Raw genomic sequence first — 16342 nt, 5'->3', positions numbered from 1 at the left:
ACGAAGGTCTGCGCTTCGCAATTCGTGAAGGTGGCCGCACCGTCGGCGCCGGCGTGGTTGCCAAGATCATCAAGTAAGTGTGCCTGCGTCCAGTCGCCTTGCGGCGGCTGGATTCAAACGAATGGCGGGCCGGCTGAACCTCGGTCCGCCTTCGTTGTCTTAGGGTTTGCGGTAAACGAGTACATACGCCAGTAGCTCAATTGGCAGAGCAGCGGTCTCCAAAACCGCAGGTTGGGGGTTCGAGTCCCTCCTGGCGTGCCACTTCTCTTTCCGGCCCAGTAATTCGGGTCAGATCGGTAACTAGAGCCGGATGAATAGCAAAATCGAGCCTTCCAAAAGCGCGTCTGCTGCCAGCGCTGATATCGTGAAATACGTCCTCTCAGCGCTCCTGGTGATTGTGGGGCTGTTCGTGTGGTTCTGGTTTTCTGCGCCTGAACGCGCAACCCAGCTTGGAGCCTGGACGCCGCAGTTGCGTGCGCTGGCTGTCATTGTTGGGTTGGTGGCCGGTGCGTTTGTATTTCTGGGGACCGGCAAAGGCCGCGAGACCCGTGAATTCATGTTCGAATCCAGGTTCGAGTTGCGCAAGGTTGTCTGGCCGACACGCCAGGAAGCCATTCGCACCACCTGGGTCGTGATTGTTGTTGTGATCATTCTGAGTTTGCTGTTGGGCGGCTTCGACTTTGTCATCCAGAAGCTCACGCAGTGGTTCCTGGCTCGTTGAGGAGAATCAAGCAGTGAAGCGTTGGTATGTCGTTCACGCCTATTCAGGCTTTGAAAAATCTGTTGCGCAAGCATTGCGCGACCGCATCGTACGTGCAGAAATGGAAGAGCGTTTCGGTGACGTTTTGGTGCCGACCGAAGAAGTCATCGAAATGCGCGCCGGCCAGAAGCGTAGGTCCGAGCGCAAGTTCTTCCCTGGCTACGTGCTGGTGCAGATCGAGACTCATGAAGAAGCCGGTATTCCGCGCATCGACAATGAAAGCTGGCATCTGGTGAAGGAAACTTCCAAAGTGATGGGTTTCATTGGTGGTACGGCCGATCGCCCGTTGCCGATTCGTGACGAAGAGGCTGATGCGATCCTGCAGCGTGTGCAGGAAGGTGTCGAGAAGCCGCGTCCGAAGGTTTTGTTCGAGCCTGGTCAGATGGTGCGCGTCACCGATGGCCCGTTCAACGACTTCAATGGCGTTGTTGAAGAAGTTAATTACGAGAAGAGCAGGCTGCGGGTTGCCGTGCTCATCTTTGGTCGCTCCACGCCGGTCGAACTCGAGTTCGGCCAGGTTGAGAAGGGCTGACCCGAGAGGGCGCCTAGGCGCCCGCAGCAATTACTGTTATGATGCGTGGCTCGCTCACCTAGCGAACCGCCGGGGAAATAATGGCTGCCGAATGGCAGCCATATGCGTGTTATCAGAAACGTGAAGCCGGGACACGTGATTTCCCGGTCCGATGGGGAGCCTGTCGTCAAGGCGCTAGCACCCGGAAAATATCGAAATGGCTAAGAAAATAGTTTCTCTTATCAAATTGCAGGTCAAGGCCGGCCAGGCCAATCCGGCGCCGCCGGTCGGCCCTGCGCTGGGTCAGCGCGGCCTGAACATCATGGAGTTCTGTAAGGCGTTTAATGCAGCGACCTCCAAGCTGGAGCCGGGTCTGCCGACGCCGGTGATCATCACAGCGTATTCCGATCGTACCTTCACCTTCGTCACCAAGAGCACCCCGGCCAGCGTGCTGCTCAAGAAGGCTGCAGGCGTGACCTCCGGCTCCAAGCGCCCCAACACCGACAAGGTGGGCAAGGTGACGCGCAAGCAGCTGGAAGAGATCGCCAAGACCAAGGAAGCCGATCTGACTGCGGCCGAGCTGGAAGCGGCAGTGCGTACGATTGCGGGTTCTGCCCGCAGCATGGGTTTGACGGTGGAGGGCTAAGACATGGCACAGAGCAAGCGCTTTAAGGCCATTGCGGCCGCTGTCGTTCCGGGCAAGACCTATGCCTTCGATGACGCAATCAAGATCCTGAAGACCGTGACCAAGGCCAAGTTCGTCGAGTCGATCGACGTCGCTGTGCGCCTGGGCGTGGACGCCAAGAAGTCCGACCAGCAGGTGCGCGGTTCGACCGTGCTGCCGGCCGGTACAGGCAAGAGCGTGCGCGTCGCAGTGTTCGCACCGGCCGGCGCCAAGGCTGACGAAGCCCTTGCTGCAGGCGCCGAGGCAGTGGGCATGGACGACCTGGCCGAGAAGATGCAGGCCGGCGATCTGAGCTACGACGTGGTCATCGCCACCCCGGATGCAATGCGCGTCGTTGGTAAGCTCGGCACGCTGTTGGGCCCGCGCGGCCTGATGCCGAACCCAAAGGTCGGCACTGTGTCGGCCAACCCGGGTGAGGCCGTCAAGAATGCCAAGTCGGGTCAGGTGCGCTACCGCACCGACAAGGCCGGCATCATCCACTGCACCATCGGCAAGGCCAGCTTCGATGACCAAGCGCTGAAGTCGAACCTGCAGGCGCTGCTGCTGGACCTGATCAAGGCCAAGCCGGCCACCTCCAAGGGTACCTACCTGCAGAAGGTGTCGGTCAGCTCGACGATGGGTCCTGGCGTTACGGTCGATCAGTCCAGCCTTGCGCTGAAGTGATCTGATGGGCCAGGCCTGTCATGGGCCTGACCCGTCGATGTAGTACAGCATTGTTTTTCCGGCCCGGGTCACCGTGTGCTGGGAGTCCGTTCCCTCCTTTGGGGTAACGGACATTTTGAAGGCGATCGCTGGCATGTCCGGCGGTAGCCGTCAAAGACCGCAGGCGCGGTCAGCGCAGATCGACGACGGGCAGGGATGCTCACATTGGCAAGGAGTCGCCGTCGATGCAGCGGGGTCGCTTAATCAGGTTCGTATGAGCCGGCCGGCGTAGATGGTGTCGCCCTTCTGGAGCTTTCTGGTTTACGCGCGTCTGGGACATCCCGGATCGAGCCCACTCCAGGTCTAGAACGGCCACCAAAGGAACATCGGTCGATGTTCCCGGCTTCCAGGATGGAGGCTGCCCTGGACCGCAACCGGCAGGAGCCGCGAGCGGAGTAGTTTGAAGCGGGGATGAGAGATTCGGCAGCGGGATTTGCAAGAGCTGCGTCATGGCTTTCGACGAATCCCGTATCGCAGATCCCGAATCCCGGCTTTAACGGAGGAGTGCAATGGCTCTCAATCTGTCTCAGAAGCAAGAAGTAGTCGCCGAGCTGGCAGACATCGCCGCCAAGGCCCACTCCTTGATCGCCGCTGAATACGCTGGCATCACGGTCTCCCAGATGACCGCGATGCGCAAGCAGGCCCGCGAAACCGGTGTGTTCTTGAAAGTTGTCAAGAACACCCTGGCCGCGCGCGCCGTTGAAGGTACCGATTTCGCTGTCGTCGCTGACAAGCTGGTCGGTCCTTTGCTGTATGCGTTTTCGATGGAGGAGCCCGGCGCTGCCGGTCGCCTGATCAAGGAATTCGCCAAGGGCAACGACAAGTTGCAGGCCAAGGTCGTGTCCATCGGCGGGGAACTGTTCCCGGCTGGTCACGTCGACGTGTTGGCATCGCTGCCGACCCGCGATCAGGCCCTGGCCATGCTGGCCCGCGTGCTGTCCGAACCGGCTGCCATGTTCGCCCGTGCCGTCAAGGCCGTTGGCGACAAGCAGGGTGGTGGCGACGAAGCCGCCGCGCCGGTCGCCGAGACTGCCGAAGCTTGATGTCCTAGCGTTTGCTAGAACCCCAATCCAGAAAATTATTTAAAGGTAATCACAATGTCCCTTACCAAAGAACAGATCGTCGAAGCCATCGCCGAGAAGTCCCTGATGGAAGTGATGGAGCTGGTCAAGGCCATCGAAGAGAAGTTCGGCGTCTCCGCCGCCGCTCCGGTCGCTGCTGCTGCAGCTGGCCCGGCTGCCGTGGTTGAAGAGCAGACCGAGTTTAACGTGGTGTTGGTCAGCTGCGGCGCCAACAAGGTCGGCGTCATCAAGGCCGTTCGTGCCGTGACCGGCCTGGGCCTGAAGGAAGCCAAGGATCTGACCGAAGCCGGTGGCATCCTGAAGGAAGGCGCGACCAAGGACGAAGCCGAGAAGATCAAGAAGGAACTGACCGAAGCCGGCGCGACCGTCGAAGTGAAGTAAGCAGCATCTTGCATCGCCAGCGTTTCAGGGTGATGCACTGAAGGCTGGGAGCGTAAAGCTCCCGGCCTTTGGCCGTTGATGGAAGGCCGGATTGGAGTCTGGGCATTCGGGACCCGAAGACAGTCTTGCTCATCCCAAATCCCGTCATCCCCCATCTCGGCTTTACCGAGTTGGTAGTTGGAAGTAGCAAGAGAAGGCGTGCTGGTGCCGGCAATACCAGCGACTTCCAACTGACAATTTTGTTATTTCAGGGCCGCGGCGACGCTGCCCCCGCAACCTAGGGTGGAAGACCTCATGACGTCTTATTCGTTCACCGAAAAAAAGCGTATCCGCAAGGATTTCGGTAAGCAGCGCTCGATTCTCGAAGTGCCGTTCCTGCTTGCGATCCAGGTGGACTCCTACCGCGAATTCCTGCAGGAAGACGTGGAGCAGAACAAGCGCAAGGACCTCGGTCTGCACGCAGCGCTGAAGTCGGTGTTCCCGATTTCCAGCTACAGCGGCAACGCCGCGTTGGAATACGTCGGTTACAAGTTGGGTCAGCCGGTATTTGACGAGCGTGAATGCCGTCAGCGTGGCATGAGCTACGGCGCGCCGCTGCGCGTGACCGTGCGCCTGGTGATCTACGACCGTGAGTCGTCGACCAAGGCCATCAAGTATGTGAAGGAGCAGGAGGTCTATCTCGGCGAAATTCCGTTGATGACCGACAACGGCACCTTCATCGTCAACGGCACTGAGCGCGTCATCGTCTCGCAGCTGCACCGTTCGCCGGGTGTGTTCTTCGACCACGACCGTGGCAAGACCCATAGCTCGGGCAAGCTGCTATACAGCGCCCGCATCATTCCGTACCGTGGCTCCTGGCTGGACTTCGAGTTCGACCCGAAGGATGCGCTGTTCACCCGTATCGACCGTCGTCGCAAGCTGCCGGTGTCGATTCTGCTGCGTGCGCTCGGCTACAACAACGAAGAGATGCTGGCCGAGTTCTTCGAGATCAACACCTTCCACATCAATCCGGACGAAGGCGTGCAGCTGGAGCTGGTGCCGGAGCGTCTGCGTGGCGAAACGCTGAACTTCGACCTGGCCGATGGCGACAAGGTCATCGTGGAAGCGGGCAAGCGCATCACCGCGCGTCACGTCAAGCAGCTCGAAGCCGCCGGCGTCGCCGCGCTGGCCGTGCCGGACGATTATCTGGTCACGCGCATCCTGTCGCACGACGTGGTCGATAGCTCGACCGGCGAACTGCTGGCCAATGCCAACGACGAAATCACCGAAGACCAGCTGGCTGCGTTCCGCAAGGCCGGCGTCGATGCGGTCGGCACCCTGTGGGTGAACGATCTGGATCGTGGTCCTTACTTGTCCAATACCCTGCGTATCGATCCGACCAAGACCCAGCTGGAAGCGCTGGTCGAGATCTACCGTATGATGCGTCCGGGCGAGCCGCCGACCAAGGAAGCCGCACAGAACCTGTTCCACAACCTGTTCTTCACCTTCGAGCGCTACGACCTGTCCACGGTCGGCAGGATGAAGTTCAACCGTCGTGTCGGCCGCAAGGAAGTCCTCGGCGAGTCGGTGCTGTACGACAAGAAGTACTTTGCCGAGCGTAACGACGAAGAGTCCAAGCGCCTGGTCGCCGAGCACACCGACACTTCCGACATCCTGGAAGTGCTCAAGGTGCTCACCGAGATCCGCAACGGTCGCGGCGTGGTCGATGACATCGATCACCTGGGCAACCGCCGCGTGCGTTCGGTCGGCGAAATGGCCGAGAACGTGTTCCGCGTTGGCCTGGTCCGCGTCGAGCGCGCGGTCAAGGAGCGGTTGTCGATGGCCGAATCCGAAGGCCTTACCCCGCAGGAGCTGATCAACGCCAAGCCGGTGGCTGCCGCGATCAAGGAATTCTTCGGCTCCTCGCAGCTGTCGCAGTTCATGGATCAGAACAACCCGCTGTCGGAAGTGACGCACAAGCGCCGCGTCTCCGCACTGGGCCCGGGCGGTCTGACCCGCGAACGCGCCGGCTTCGAAGTGCGCGACGTGCATCCGACCCATTACGGCCGCGTCTGCACCATCGAAACGCCGGAAGGCCCGAACATCGGCCTGATCAACTCGCTGGCCGTGTTCGCCCGCACCAACCAGTACGGCTTCCTCGAGACGCCGTACCGTAAGGTGCTGGACGGCAAGGTCTCCGATGACGTCGAGTACCTGTCGGCGATCGAAGAAAACGAGTACGTGATCGCCCAGGCGAACGCGCTGACCGATGCCAAGAACATGCTCACCGAGCAGTTCGTGCCGTGCCGGTTCCAGGGCGAGTCGTTGCTGAAGCCGCCGGCCGAAGTGCACTTCATGGACGTCTCGCCGATGCAGACCGTGTCGGTCGCTGCGGCGCTGGTTCCGTTCCTTGAGCACGATGACGCCAACCGCGCACTGATGGGCGCCAACATGCAGCGCCAGGCCGTGCCGACGCTGCGTTCGCAAAAGCCTCTGGTCGGTACCGGTATCGAGCGTGCGGTTGCGCGCGACTCGGGCGTGACCGTGAATGCGTTGCGTGGCGGTGTGATCGAACAAATTGACGCAGCCCGCATCGTGGTCAAGGTCAACGAGGCAGAAATCGGCGGTGGCACCGATGCTGGCGTAGATATCTACAACCTGATCAAGTACACCCGCTCCAACCAGAACACCTGCATCAACCAGCGTCCGCTGGTGAATGTGGGCGACGTAATCGCGCGCGGCGACGTGCTGGCCGACGGCCCGTCCACCGACATCGGTGAGCTGGCGCTGGGTCAGAACATGCTGATCGCGTTCATGCCCTGGAATGGCTACAACTTCGAAGACTCCATCCTGCTCTCCGAGCGTGTGGTGGAAGAAGATCGTTACACCACGATCCACATCGAAGAACTGACCTGCGTTGCACGCGACACCAAGCTGGGGCCGGAGGAAATTTCCGCCGACATCCCGAACGTGTCCGAGCAGGCCCTGAACCGTCTGGACGAGAGCGGCGTGGTGTACATCGGTGCGGAAGTACGCGCCGGCGACATCATGGTCGGCAAGGTCACGCCGAAGGGCGAGAGCCAGCTGACCCCGGAAGAAAAGCTGCTGCGTGCGATCTTCGGTGAGAAGGCGTCCGACGTGAAGGACAGCTCGCTGCGCGTGCCCCCGGGCATGGACGGCACCGTCATCGACGTGCAGGTCTTCACCCGCGACGGCATCGAGAAGGACAAGCGTGCGCGTCAGATCGAAGAGTCCGAAATCAAGCGCGTCAAGAAGGACTTCGACGACCAGTTCCGTATTCTGGAAGCGGCCATCTACGCACGTCTGCGCTCGCAGATCGTGGGCAAGGTCGCCAACGGCGGTCCGAACCTGAAGAAAGGCGACGGCGTTACCGACGCGTATCTGGACGGGCTGAAGAAGTCCGATTGGTTTCAGCTGCGCATGAAGGACGAAGACGCAGCGGATGCCATCGAACGCGCGCAGAAGCAGATCCAGGCGCACGAGAAGGAATTCGAAGCACGTTTTGCCGACAAGCGCGGCAAGATCACCCAGGGCGACGACCTCGCACCGGGCGTGCTGAAGATGGTCAAGGTGTTCCTGGCAGTGAAGCGCCGCATCCAGCCGGGCGACAAGATGGCAGGCCGCCACGGCAACAAGGGTGTGGTCTCCAACGTCGTGCCTGTCGAGGACATGCCGTACATGGCCACCGGCGAGCCGGTCGACATCGTGCTGAACCCGCTCGGCGTGCCGTCGCGTATGAATATCGGCCAGATTCTGGAAGTGCATCTGGGCTGGGCCGCTAAGGGACTGGGTCGCAAGATCCAGCGCATGCTGGAAGCCCAGACCGCAGTCAGCGAGCTGCGCAAGTTCCTGGACGACATCTACAACCACGACAGCGCGATCAATGCACAGCGCGTGGATCTGTCGCAGTTCAGCGATGAGGAACTGCTCAACCTGGGCAAGAACCTGATCGATGGCGTGCCGATGGCCACCCCGGTGTTCGACGGTGCCAGCGAAGCGGAAATCAAGCGCATGCTGGAACTGGCCGAACTGCCGCAGAGCGGTCAGACCCAGTTGTACGACGGTCGTACCGGCGAAGCGTTCGAGCGCAAGACCACGGTCGGCTACATGCACTACCTGAAGTTGAACCACTTGGTCGACGACAAGATGCATGCACGTTCGACTGGCCCGTACTCGCTTGTCACCCAGCAGCCGCTGGGTGGTAAGGCGCAATTCGGTGGTCAGCGCTTCGGCGAGATGGAAGTCTGGGCGCTGGAAGCCTACGGCGCGGCCTACACCCTGCAGGAAATGCTGACGGTGAAGTCCGATGACGTGCAGGGCCGCAACCAGATGTACAAGAACATTGTCGATGGTGAGCACGAGATGGTCGCGGGCATGCCGGAATCCTTCAACGTGTTGGTGAAGGAAATCCGCTCGCTGGCGATCAACATGGAACTGGAAGAGTGATCGCGCTGGATCCAGGTGCCGCTGCCCGGTGCCTGGATCCGGAACGTAATGCCCTCGGTTTCATCTCAGATACGACATTCCTCCGACCCGGAGATATCCAATGAAAGACCTGCTAAACCTCTTCAATCAACAGCGCCAGACGCTGGATTTCGACGCGATCAAGATCGCGCTGGCCTCGCCTGACCTGATCCGTTCGTGGTCCTACGGCGAAGTGAAGAAGCCCGAAACCATCAACTACCGCACTTTCAAGCCCGAGCGTGACGGCCTGTTCTGCGCCGCCATCTTTGGTCCGATCAAGGACTACGAGTGCCTGTGCGGCAAGTACAAGCGCATGAAGCACCGTGGTGTGGTCTGCGAAAAATGCGGCACCGAAGTCACCCTGGCCAAGGTGCGTCGTGAGCGCATGGGTCACATCGACCTGGCCTCGCCGGTCGCGCACATCTGGTTCCTCAAGTCGTTGCCATCGCGCATCGGTTTGATGCTGGACATGACCCTGCGCGACATCGAGCGCGTGCTGTACTTCGAAGCCTACGTGGTCACCGAGCCGGGTCTGACCCCGCTCGAGCGCCGCCAGCTGCTGACCGAAGAGCAGTACCTGACCGCACGCCAGGAGTATAACGACGACTTCGACGCCGCCATGGGCGCCGAGGCCGTGTATGAACTGCTGCGCACGATCGAGCTGCAATCGGAAATGGCCCGTCTGCGCGAAGAGATCGCCAGCACCGGTTCGGAAACCAAGCTCAAGCGCCTCACCAAGCGCATCAAGCTGATCGAAGCCTTCCTGGAATCGGGCAACCGTCCGGAGTGGATGGTCATGACCGTGTTGCCGGTGCTGCCGCCGGATCTGCGTCCGCTGGTCCCGCTGGATGGCGGCCGTTTCGCGACCTCGGATCTGAACGATCTGTACCGCCGCGTGATCAACCGCAATAACCGTCTGCGTCGTCTGCTCGAGCTCAATGCGCCGGACATCATCGTGCGCAACGAGAAGCGCATGCTGCAGGAATCGGTCGATGCGCTGCTGGACAACGGCCGTCGCGGCCGTGCCATCACCGGCACCAACAAGCGTCCGCTGAAGTCGCTGGCCGACATGATCAAGGGCAAGCAGGGCCGGTTCCGTCAGAACCTGCTCGGCAAGCGCGTGGATTACTCCGGTCGTTCGGTCATCACCGTCGGTCCGTACCTCAAACTGCACCAGTGCGGGCTGCCGAAGAAGATGGCACTGGAGCTGTTCAAGCCGTTCGTGTTCGCCAAGCTGCAGCGTCGCGGCCTGGCTACCACCATCAAGGCTGCCAAGAAACTGGTCGAGCGCGAAGAAGCTGAAGTCTGGGATATCCTCGAAGAAGTGATCCGCGAGCATCCTGTGCTGCTGAACCGTGCGCCGACCCTGCACCGTCTGGGCATCCAGGCGTTCGAGCCGGTGTTGATCGAAGGCAAGGCCATCCAGCTGCATCCGCTGGTCTGTACTGCCTTCAACGCCGACTTCGACGGTGACCAGATGGCCGTACACGTGCCGCTCTCGCTGGAAGCCCAGCTGGAAGCGCGCGCGCTGATGATGTCCACCAACAACATCCTGTCGCCGGCCAACGGCGAGCCTATAATCGTGCCGTCGCAGGATGTGGTGTTGGGCCTGTACTACATGAGCCGCGCGCTTGAGAACAAGAAGGGCGAAGGCATGGTGTTTGCCAACACCAGCGAAGTGAAGCGCGCCTACGACAACCGCGTGGTGGAACTGCACGCCAAGGTCAAGGTCCGCATCACCCAGGTGGACGTGGAAGCCGACGGCAAGCGCAGCAGCGGCACCTCGATCGTGGACACCACGGTCGGCCGTGCGTTGCTAAGCGAAATCCTGCCCGAGGGCCTGCCGTTCCAGCTGGCCAACACCGAGATGACCAAGAAGAACATCTCGCGTCTGATCAACTCCAGCTACCGTCTGCTCGGCTTGAAGGACACCGTCGTGTTCGCCGACAAGCTGATGTACACCGGCTATGCCTACGCAACCCGCGCAGGCGTGTCGATCGGCATCGACGACATGCTGATCCCGGACGAGAAGAAGGGCATCCTCACCAAGGCTGAAGCCGAAGTGCTGGAAATCCAGGAGCAGTACCAGTCCGGTCTGGTCACCGCAGGCGAGCGCTACAACAAGGTCGTGGACATCTGGTCGCGTACCAGCGAACGCATCGCCAAGGCGATGATGGACACCATCGGCACCGAGAAAGTCGAAAACGCCAAGGGCGAGACCATCGATCAGAAGTCGATGAACTCGCTGTACATCATGGCCGACTCCGGTGCGCGTGGTAGCCAGGCGCAGATCCGTCAGCTGGCTGGTATGCGCGGCCTGATGGCGCGTCCGGATGGCTCGATCATCGAGACGCCGATCAAGGCGAACTTCCGCGAAGGCTTGAACGTGCAGGAGTACTTCAACTCCACCCACGGTGCCCGTAAGGGTCTGGCCGATACCGCGCTCAAGACCGCGAACTCGGGTTATCTGACCCGTCGTCTTGTCGACGTGGCGCAGGACGTTGTGATCACCGAAGTCGACTGCGGCACCGTCGAAGGTCTGATCATGACCCCGATCGTGGAAGGCGGCGACGTGGTCGAGCCGTTGAAGGAGCGCGTGCTGGGCCGTGTGGTGGCCGAGGACGTGTACCTGCCAGGCAACGACGAAGAGCCGATCGTCACCCGCAACACGCTGCTTGACGAAGCGTGGGTGGCCAAGTTGGAAGAGGCCAGTGTGCAGTCGGTGAAGGTGCGTTCGACCATCAGCTGCGAGTCCTCGTTCGGCGTGTGCGCACGTTGCTACGGTCGCGACCTTGCACGTGGTCACCAGGTCAACATCGGTGAAGCGGTCGGCGTCATCGCCGCCCAGTCGATCGGTGAGCCGGGTACCCAGCTCACCATGCGGACGTTCCACATCGGTGGTGCGGCATCGCGTGCTGCGGCGGTGGACAACATCACCGTCAAGACCACCGGTTCGGTGAAGTTCAACAACCTCAAGTCGGTAGCACACGCCAGCGGCGCGTTGGTTGCGGTCTCGCGTTCGAGCGAACTGTCTGTGCTCGACGGCCATGGCCGCGAGCGCGAGCGTTACAAACTGCCGTACGGCGCCACCATCACCGCCAAAGACGGCGATGCGGTCAAGGCCGGGCAGGGCGTTGCCAACTGGGATCCGCATAACCACCCGATCGTGTCGGAAGTGGCCGGTTTCATCCGCTTCATCGACTTCGTCGACGGCGTCACCGTCATCGAGAAGACTGACGAACTAACCGGTCTGGCCTCGCGCGAAATCACCGACCCGAAGCGTCGCGGTGCACATGCCAAGGAACTGCGCCCGATCGTGCGCATCGTCGATGCCAAGGGCAATGATCTGACGATCCCGAATACGGATCTGCCGGCGCAGTACCTGTTGCCGCCGCGCTCCATCGTCAACCTGCAGGACGGCGCCGCCGTCGGCGTGGGCGACGTGGTTGCCAAGATCCCGCAGGAAGCGTCCAAGACCCGCGACATCACTGGTGGTCTACCGCGCGTTGCCGATCTGTTCGAAGCACGCAAGCCGAAGGATCCGGCGATACTGGCTGAGCGCTCGGGCATCATCAGCTTCGGTAAGGACACCAAGGGGAAGCAGCGTCTGATCATCAAGGACACCGATGGCAGCGAGCACGAAGAGCTGATTCCGAAGTACCGCCAGATCATCGTGTTCGAAGGCGAGCACGTGACCAAAGGCGAGACGGTCGTGGACGGCGAGCCTAGCCCGCAGGACATCCTGCGTCTTCTGGGTGTCGAGCCGCTGGCCGCGTATCTGGTCAAGGAAATTCAGGACGTGTATCGCCTGCAGGGCGTAAAGATCAACGACAAGCACATTGAGGTGATCACTCGCCAGATGCTGCGCAAGGTCGAGATCACCGATCAAGGCACCAGCAAGTTCCTCACTGGCGAGCAGGTCGAGCGCCAGCGCGTCATCGAGGAAAATGTCCGCTTGGTCAAGCGCAACGAACTGCCGGCCAAGTACGATCCTGTGCTGTTAGGTATTACCAAGGCCTCGCTGGCCACCGAGTCGTTCATCTCGGCGGCTTCGTTCCAGGAGACCACCCGTGTGTTGACCGAGGCTGCCGTGCGCGGAACCCGCGACAACCTGCGCGGTCTGAAGGAAAACGTGATCGTGGGTCGTCTGATCCCGGCCGGTACTGGTCTGGCCTACCATGCCGGACGTCGCAAATCTTCGGGTCTGACCGACTCGGAAATGGAAACGCTGTCGGGCAAGCCGGCAGTGGCCGAACCGGTCGCCACGGTGGCCGACGCTAGCGCGGACGAGGAGTAAGCGCTCCGACGGCGGTCGCAAGACGGCCGTAAGCCACGCGAGAGGAGGGCAGGAGGCCCTCCGTTTTCCGGCCTTTGGATGGGTCAGCAGGGTTGGATTTCCGTGAAGTTGACGGAGTTTCGTCCTGACAGCTATACTTTCTTGTCTCGGCGGGCCGTTTTCGGCCTGCCTTTGTTTTAGTGCAAGGCCGTCTCGGCCTCTCAATCAGAAGAATCAACTGATGACGACGATCAATCAGCTGGTCCGCAAGCCTCGGCAAGCGACCACCTACAAGAGTGCCTCCCCGGCACTGGACAAGTGTCCGCAGCGTCGCGGCGTCTGCACACGCGTCTATACCACTACTCCGAAGAAGCCGAACTCGGCCCTGCGTAAGGTTGCCAAAGTGCGCCTGACGAATCAGGAAGAGATCATCAGCTACATCGGTGGTGAAGGTCACAATCTGCAGGAGCACTCCGTGGTCCTGATTCGTGGTGGCCGCGTGAAGGATCTTCCCGGTGTGCGTTATCACACCGTCCGTGGTTCGCTGGACGCCGCTGGCGTCGCAAAGCGCCGTCAAGGTCGTTCCAAGTACGGCGCCAAGCGCCCGAAGAGCTAAGGAAATAATCTAATGTCCCGTAAAGGTTCTACTCCGCAGCGCACCGTCCTGCCTGATCCAAAGCATGGCAGCGAAACCATTGCCCGCTTCATCAATATGGTGATGCAAAGTGGCAAGAAGTCGGTTGCTGAGAAAATTGTCTATGGCGCGATGGACGTCATTGGCGAAAAGAATCCGAATGCCGTCGAGCTGGTGCAGAAAGCACTGGACAACGTGGCTCCGGCTGTCGAAGTTAAATCGCGTCGCGTCGGTGGTGCTACCTATCAGGTACCCGTCGAAGTGCGCTCCTCCCGTCGCACGGCGTTGGCAATGCGCTGGTTGATCGATTCCGCGCGCAAGCGTGGCGAGAACACCATGCCGCGAAAGCTGGCTGCAGAACTGTTGGACGCCTCGGAAAGCCGCGGCGGCGCAATCAAGAAGCGCGAAGAGACGCACCGTATGGCGGAGGCGAACAAGGCGTTCGCACACTACCGCTGGTGACCTCGTGGGCCTTGGTAACGGGGCCCTTCAGCACCATGTGAGTGCTGTTTGCGACGCGCGCTTAGCGTCGCATCTAAATCCGAAGGCCGCCGAAAGGCGGCGTTCGGCCATCCGAAATCCAAGAAATTGAGAGGCTCCCCGTGGCCCGCACCACCCCTATCGAGCGTTACCGCAACTTCGGCATCATGGCTCACATTGATGCCGGTAAGACCACCACATCCGAGCGCATCCTATTTTACACCGGCGTCAGTCACAAGATCGGCGAAGTCCATGACGGCGCTGCGGTGATGGACTGGATGGAGCAGGAGCAGGAGCGTGGTATCACCATCACCTCCGCTGCGACCACTGCGTTCTGGTCTGGGATGGACAAGTCCATGCCACAGCATCGCCTCAACATCATCGATACCCCCGGGCACGTCGACTTCACCATCGAAGTGGAGCGCTCCTTGCGCGTGCTCGACGGTGCGGTGTTCGTGCTGTGTGCCGTGGGTGGCGTACAGCCGCAGTCCGAGACCGTGTGGCGCCAGGCCAACAAGTATTCCGTGCCGCGCATGGCCTTTGTCAACAAGATGGACCGTACCGGTGCCAACTTCGATAAGGTCGTTGAGCAGCTAAAGGCCCGTCTGGGCGCCTATGCCGTGCCGATGCAGGTGCCGATTGGTGCAGAAGATGGTTTCGAGGGCGTGGTCGACCTGTTGAAGATGAAGGCGATTCATTGGGATGTCGCGTCGCAGGGCACCACCTTTGAATACGGTGACATCCCGGCCGATTTGGTCGAGATTGCGACCGAGGCACGTTCGTTCATGGTTGAAGCGGCTGCAGAAGCCAGCGAAGACCTGATGGACAAGTATCTCAACGAAGGCGACCTGACCGAAGAAGAGATCCTGGTGGGTCTGCGCGAGCGCACCCTGAAGGTCGAGATCGTGCCGGTGTTCTGTGGCTCGGCGTTCAAGAACAAGGGCGTGCAGGCCATGCTCGACGGCGTCGTGCACCTGTTGCCGTCGCCTGCGGACCGTCCGCCGGTGGCTGGTATCGACGAAGACGAGAAGGAAGACACGCGTCCTGCAACCGATACTGCGCCGTTCTCGGCGTTGGCGTTCAAAATCATGACCGACCCGTTCGTAGGCTCGCTGACGTTCTTCCGTGTCTATTCGGGCACCTTGAACTCCGGCGACCAGGTCTATAACCCGGTCAAGTCGAAGAAAGAGCGCGTGGGTCGCATCCTGCAGATGCACTCCAATAATCGCGAAGAGATCAAGGAAGTGCGCGCTGGTGACATCGCCGCTGCCGTGGGTCTGAAGGACGTCACCACCGGCGATACGCTGTGTTCGCAGGACAAGATCATCACTCTGGAGCGCATGATTTTCCCGGAGCCGGTGATCTCGATGGCGGTGGAGCCGAAGACCAAGTCCGACCAGGAAAAGATGGGTACGGCGCTTGGTCGTCTTGCGCAGGAAGATCCCTCGTTCCGCGTCAAGACCGACGAAGAATCCGGCCAGACCATCATCTCCGGCATGGGCGAGTTGCACCTGGACATCATCGTCGACCGCATGCGTCGCGAGTTCAATGTCGAGGCCAACGTTGGCAAGCCGCAGGTTGCGTATCGCGAAACGATCCGCAAGACCGACGTCAAGTCCGACTACAAGCACGCCAAGCAATCCGGTGGTAAGGGGCAGTACGGTCACGTCGTGATTGAGCTGTCGCCGATGACCGAAGAAGATCGCAAGAACGACAAAGTCAAAGACGATTTCCTGTTCGTCAACGACATCACCGGCGGCATCATTCCGAAGGAATTCATCCCCTCGGTCGAGAAGGGTCTGCGTGAAACGATCACCAGTGGCCCGATCGCCGGCTTCCCGGTGGTCGGCGTCAAGGTCAAGCTGGTGTTCGGCTCGTACCATGACGTCGACTCCTCGGAAATGGCGTTCAAGCTGGCCGCGTCGATGGCGTTCAAGCAGGGCTTTGCGAAAGCCAGCCCGGTGTTACTTGAGCCGATCATGAAGGTCGAGATCGTAAGCCCGGAGGATTATCTGGGCGACGTGATGGGCGACGTGAGCCGCCGTCGTGGCGTGTTGCAGGGTCAGGACGACAGCCCGTCCGGCAAGATCATCAATGCGATGATTCCGCTGGGTGAGATGTTCGGTTATGCGACCTCGCTGCGCTCGATGAGCCAGGGTCGCGCGACGTTCTCGATGGAATTCGACCATTACGAAGAGGCGCCGACCAACATCGCCGACGCCGTCACCAAGAAGGGCTGAGTTCTCTCAGCCGCTTGGCACAAATTTTCCAATTAGAGGTAGTGAGTCATGGCAAAAGCTAAATTTGAGCGCAAGAAGCCGCACGTGAACGTCGGCACCATTGGTCACGTTGACCATGGCAAGACCA

12 protein-coding genes and 1 tRNA gene are annotated in these 16342 nt (G+C 60.6%); all 13 read left to right on the top strand.

Going from position 1 to position 16342, the window contains the following annotated elements:
- The coding region (locus XpopCFBP1817_RS14205) for an EF-Tu C-terminal domain-related protein (RefSeq protein WP_454480473.1) at positions 1-77 on the top strand (77 nt) is incomplete at its 5' end.
- A gap of 108 nt (positions 78-185) precedes the next feature.
- Positions 186-261 (top strand) — tRNA-Trp (locus XpopCFBP1817_RS14200).
- 49 nt (positions 262-310) lie between these two features.
- Positions 311-721, top strand: coding sequence for a preprotein translocase subunit SecE (gene secE, locus XpopCFBP1817_RS14195; RefSeq protein ID WP_128417617.1), 411 nt, complete (start codon positions 311-313; stop codon positions 719-721).
- Between the two features lie 13 nt (positions 722-734).
- Entirely contained in the window at positions 735-1292 is a 558-nt protein-coding gene (nusG, locus tag XpopCFBP1817_RS14190; protein WP_128417616.1) for a transcription termination/antitermination protein NusG, read from the top strand.
- A gap of 196 nt (positions 1293-1488) precedes the next feature.
- Entirely contained in the window at positions 1489-1917 is a 429-nt protein-coding gene (gene rplK / locus XpopCFBP1817_RS14185; RefSeq protein WP_128417615.1) for a 50S ribosomal protein L11, read from the top strand.
- Between the two features lie 3 nt (positions 1918-1920).
- On the top strand, positions 1921-2619 hold the full coding sequence (gene rplA, locus XpopCFBP1817_RS14180; protein ID WP_128417614.1) for a 50S ribosomal protein L1: 699 nt from the start codon (positions 1921-1923) through the stop codon (positions 2617-2619).
- A 548-nt stretch (positions 2620-3167) separates the two neighbouring features.
- Positions 3168-3701 (top strand): 50S ribosomal protein L10, encoded by a 534-nt coding sequence (gene rplJ / locus XpopCFBP1817_RS14175; RefSeq protein WP_016900680.1) that lies wholly within the window; start codon positions 3168-3170, stop codon positions 3699-3701.
- Positions 3702-3755: 54 nt separating this feature from the next.
- Positions 3756-4121, top strand: a complete 366-nt coding sequence (gene rplL, locus XpopCFBP1817_RS14170) for a 50S ribosomal protein L7/L12 (protein ID WP_128417613.1) — start codon at positions 3756-3758, stop codon at positions 4119-4121.
- Between the two features lie 294 nt (positions 4122-4415).
- Positions 4416-8567 carry a DNA-directed RNA polymerase subunit beta gene (gene rpoB, locus XpopCFBP1817_RS14165; protein ID WP_128417612.1) on the top strand — a complete coding sequence of 1384 codons (4152 nt, stop codon included), beginning with the start codon at positions 4416-4418 and terminating at the stop codon, positions 8565-8567.
- Positions 8568-8667: 100 nt separating this feature from the next.
- Positions 8668-12882 (top strand): DNA-directed RNA polymerase subunit beta', encoded by a 4215-nt coding sequence (gene rpoC, locus XpopCFBP1817_RS14160; protein WP_128417611.1) that lies wholly within the window; start codon positions 8668-8670, stop codon positions 12880-12882.
- A 220-nt stretch (positions 12883-13102) separates the two neighbouring features.
- Positions 13103-13477: a 30S ribosomal protein S12 gene (gene rpsL / locus XpopCFBP1817_RS14155; RefSeq protein ID WP_006450628.1), complete on the top strand. Its 375-nt coding sequence runs from the start codon at positions 13103-13105 to the stop codon at positions 13475-13477.
- 12 nt (positions 13478-13489) lie between these two features.
- The gene (gene rpsG / locus XpopCFBP1817_RS14150) at positions 13490-13957 is read left to right on the top strand and encodes a 30S ribosomal protein S7 (protein ID WP_006450629.1); all 468 of its coding nucleotides are present in this window, start codon (positions 13490-13492) and stop codon (positions 13955-13957) included.
- Positions 13958-14097: 140 nt separating this feature from the next.
- The gene (gene fusA, locus XpopCFBP1817_RS14145) at positions 14098-16215 is read left to right on the top strand and encodes an elongation factor G (protein ID WP_128417610.1); all 2118 of its coding nucleotides are present in this window, start codon (positions 14098-14100) and stop codon (positions 16213-16215) included.
- The last annotated feature ends 127 nt before the right edge of the window (positions 16216-16342 follow it).

It is taken from the genome of Xanthomonas populi, assembly GCF_002940065.1.
Taxonomy (GTDB): domain Bacteria; phylum Pseudomonadota; class Gammaproteobacteria; order Xanthomonadales; family Xanthomonadaceae; genus Xanthomonas; species Xanthomonas populi.
The sequence above is the reverse complement of the archived record's forward strand: the minus strand, read 5'-3'. Positions and strand labels throughout refer to the sequence as shown.

Bases quoted from the DNA above. Each gene is read 5' to 3' on its own strand.
- secE (WP_128417617.1), top strand. From the start codon at position 311: ATGAATAGCAAAATCGAGCCTTCCAAAAGCGCGTCTGCTGCCAGCGCT.
- rplK (WP_128417615.1), top strand. From the start codon at position 1,489: ATGGCTAAGAAAATAGTTTCTCTTATCAAATTGCAGGTCAAGGCCGGC.
- rplA (WP_128417614.1), top strand. From the start codon at position 1,921: ATGGCACAGAGCAAGCGCTTTAAGGCCATTGCGGCCGCTGTCGTTCCG.
- rplJ (WP_016900680.1), top strand. From the start codon at position 3,168: ATGGCTCTCAATCTGTCTCAGAAGCAAGAAGTAGTCGCCGAGCTGGCA.
- rplL (WP_128417613.1), top strand. From the start codon at position 3,756: ATGTCCCTTACCAAAGAACAGATCGTCGAAGCCATCGCCGAGAAGTCC.
- rpoB (WP_128417612.1), top strand. From the start codon at position 4,416: ATGACGTCTTATTCGTTCACCGAAAAAAAGCGTATCCGCAAGGATTTC.
- rpoC (WP_128417611.1), top strand. From the start codon at position 8,668: ATGAAAGACCTGCTAAACCTCTTCAATCAACAGCGCCAGACGCTGGAT.
- rpsL (WP_006450628.1), top strand. From the start codon at position 13,103: ATGACGACGATCAATCAGCTGGTCCGCAAGCCTCGGCAAGCGACCACC.
- rpsG (WP_006450629.1), top strand. From the start codon at position 13,490: ATGTCCCGTAAAGGTTCTACTCCGCAGCGCACCGTCCTGCCTGATCCA.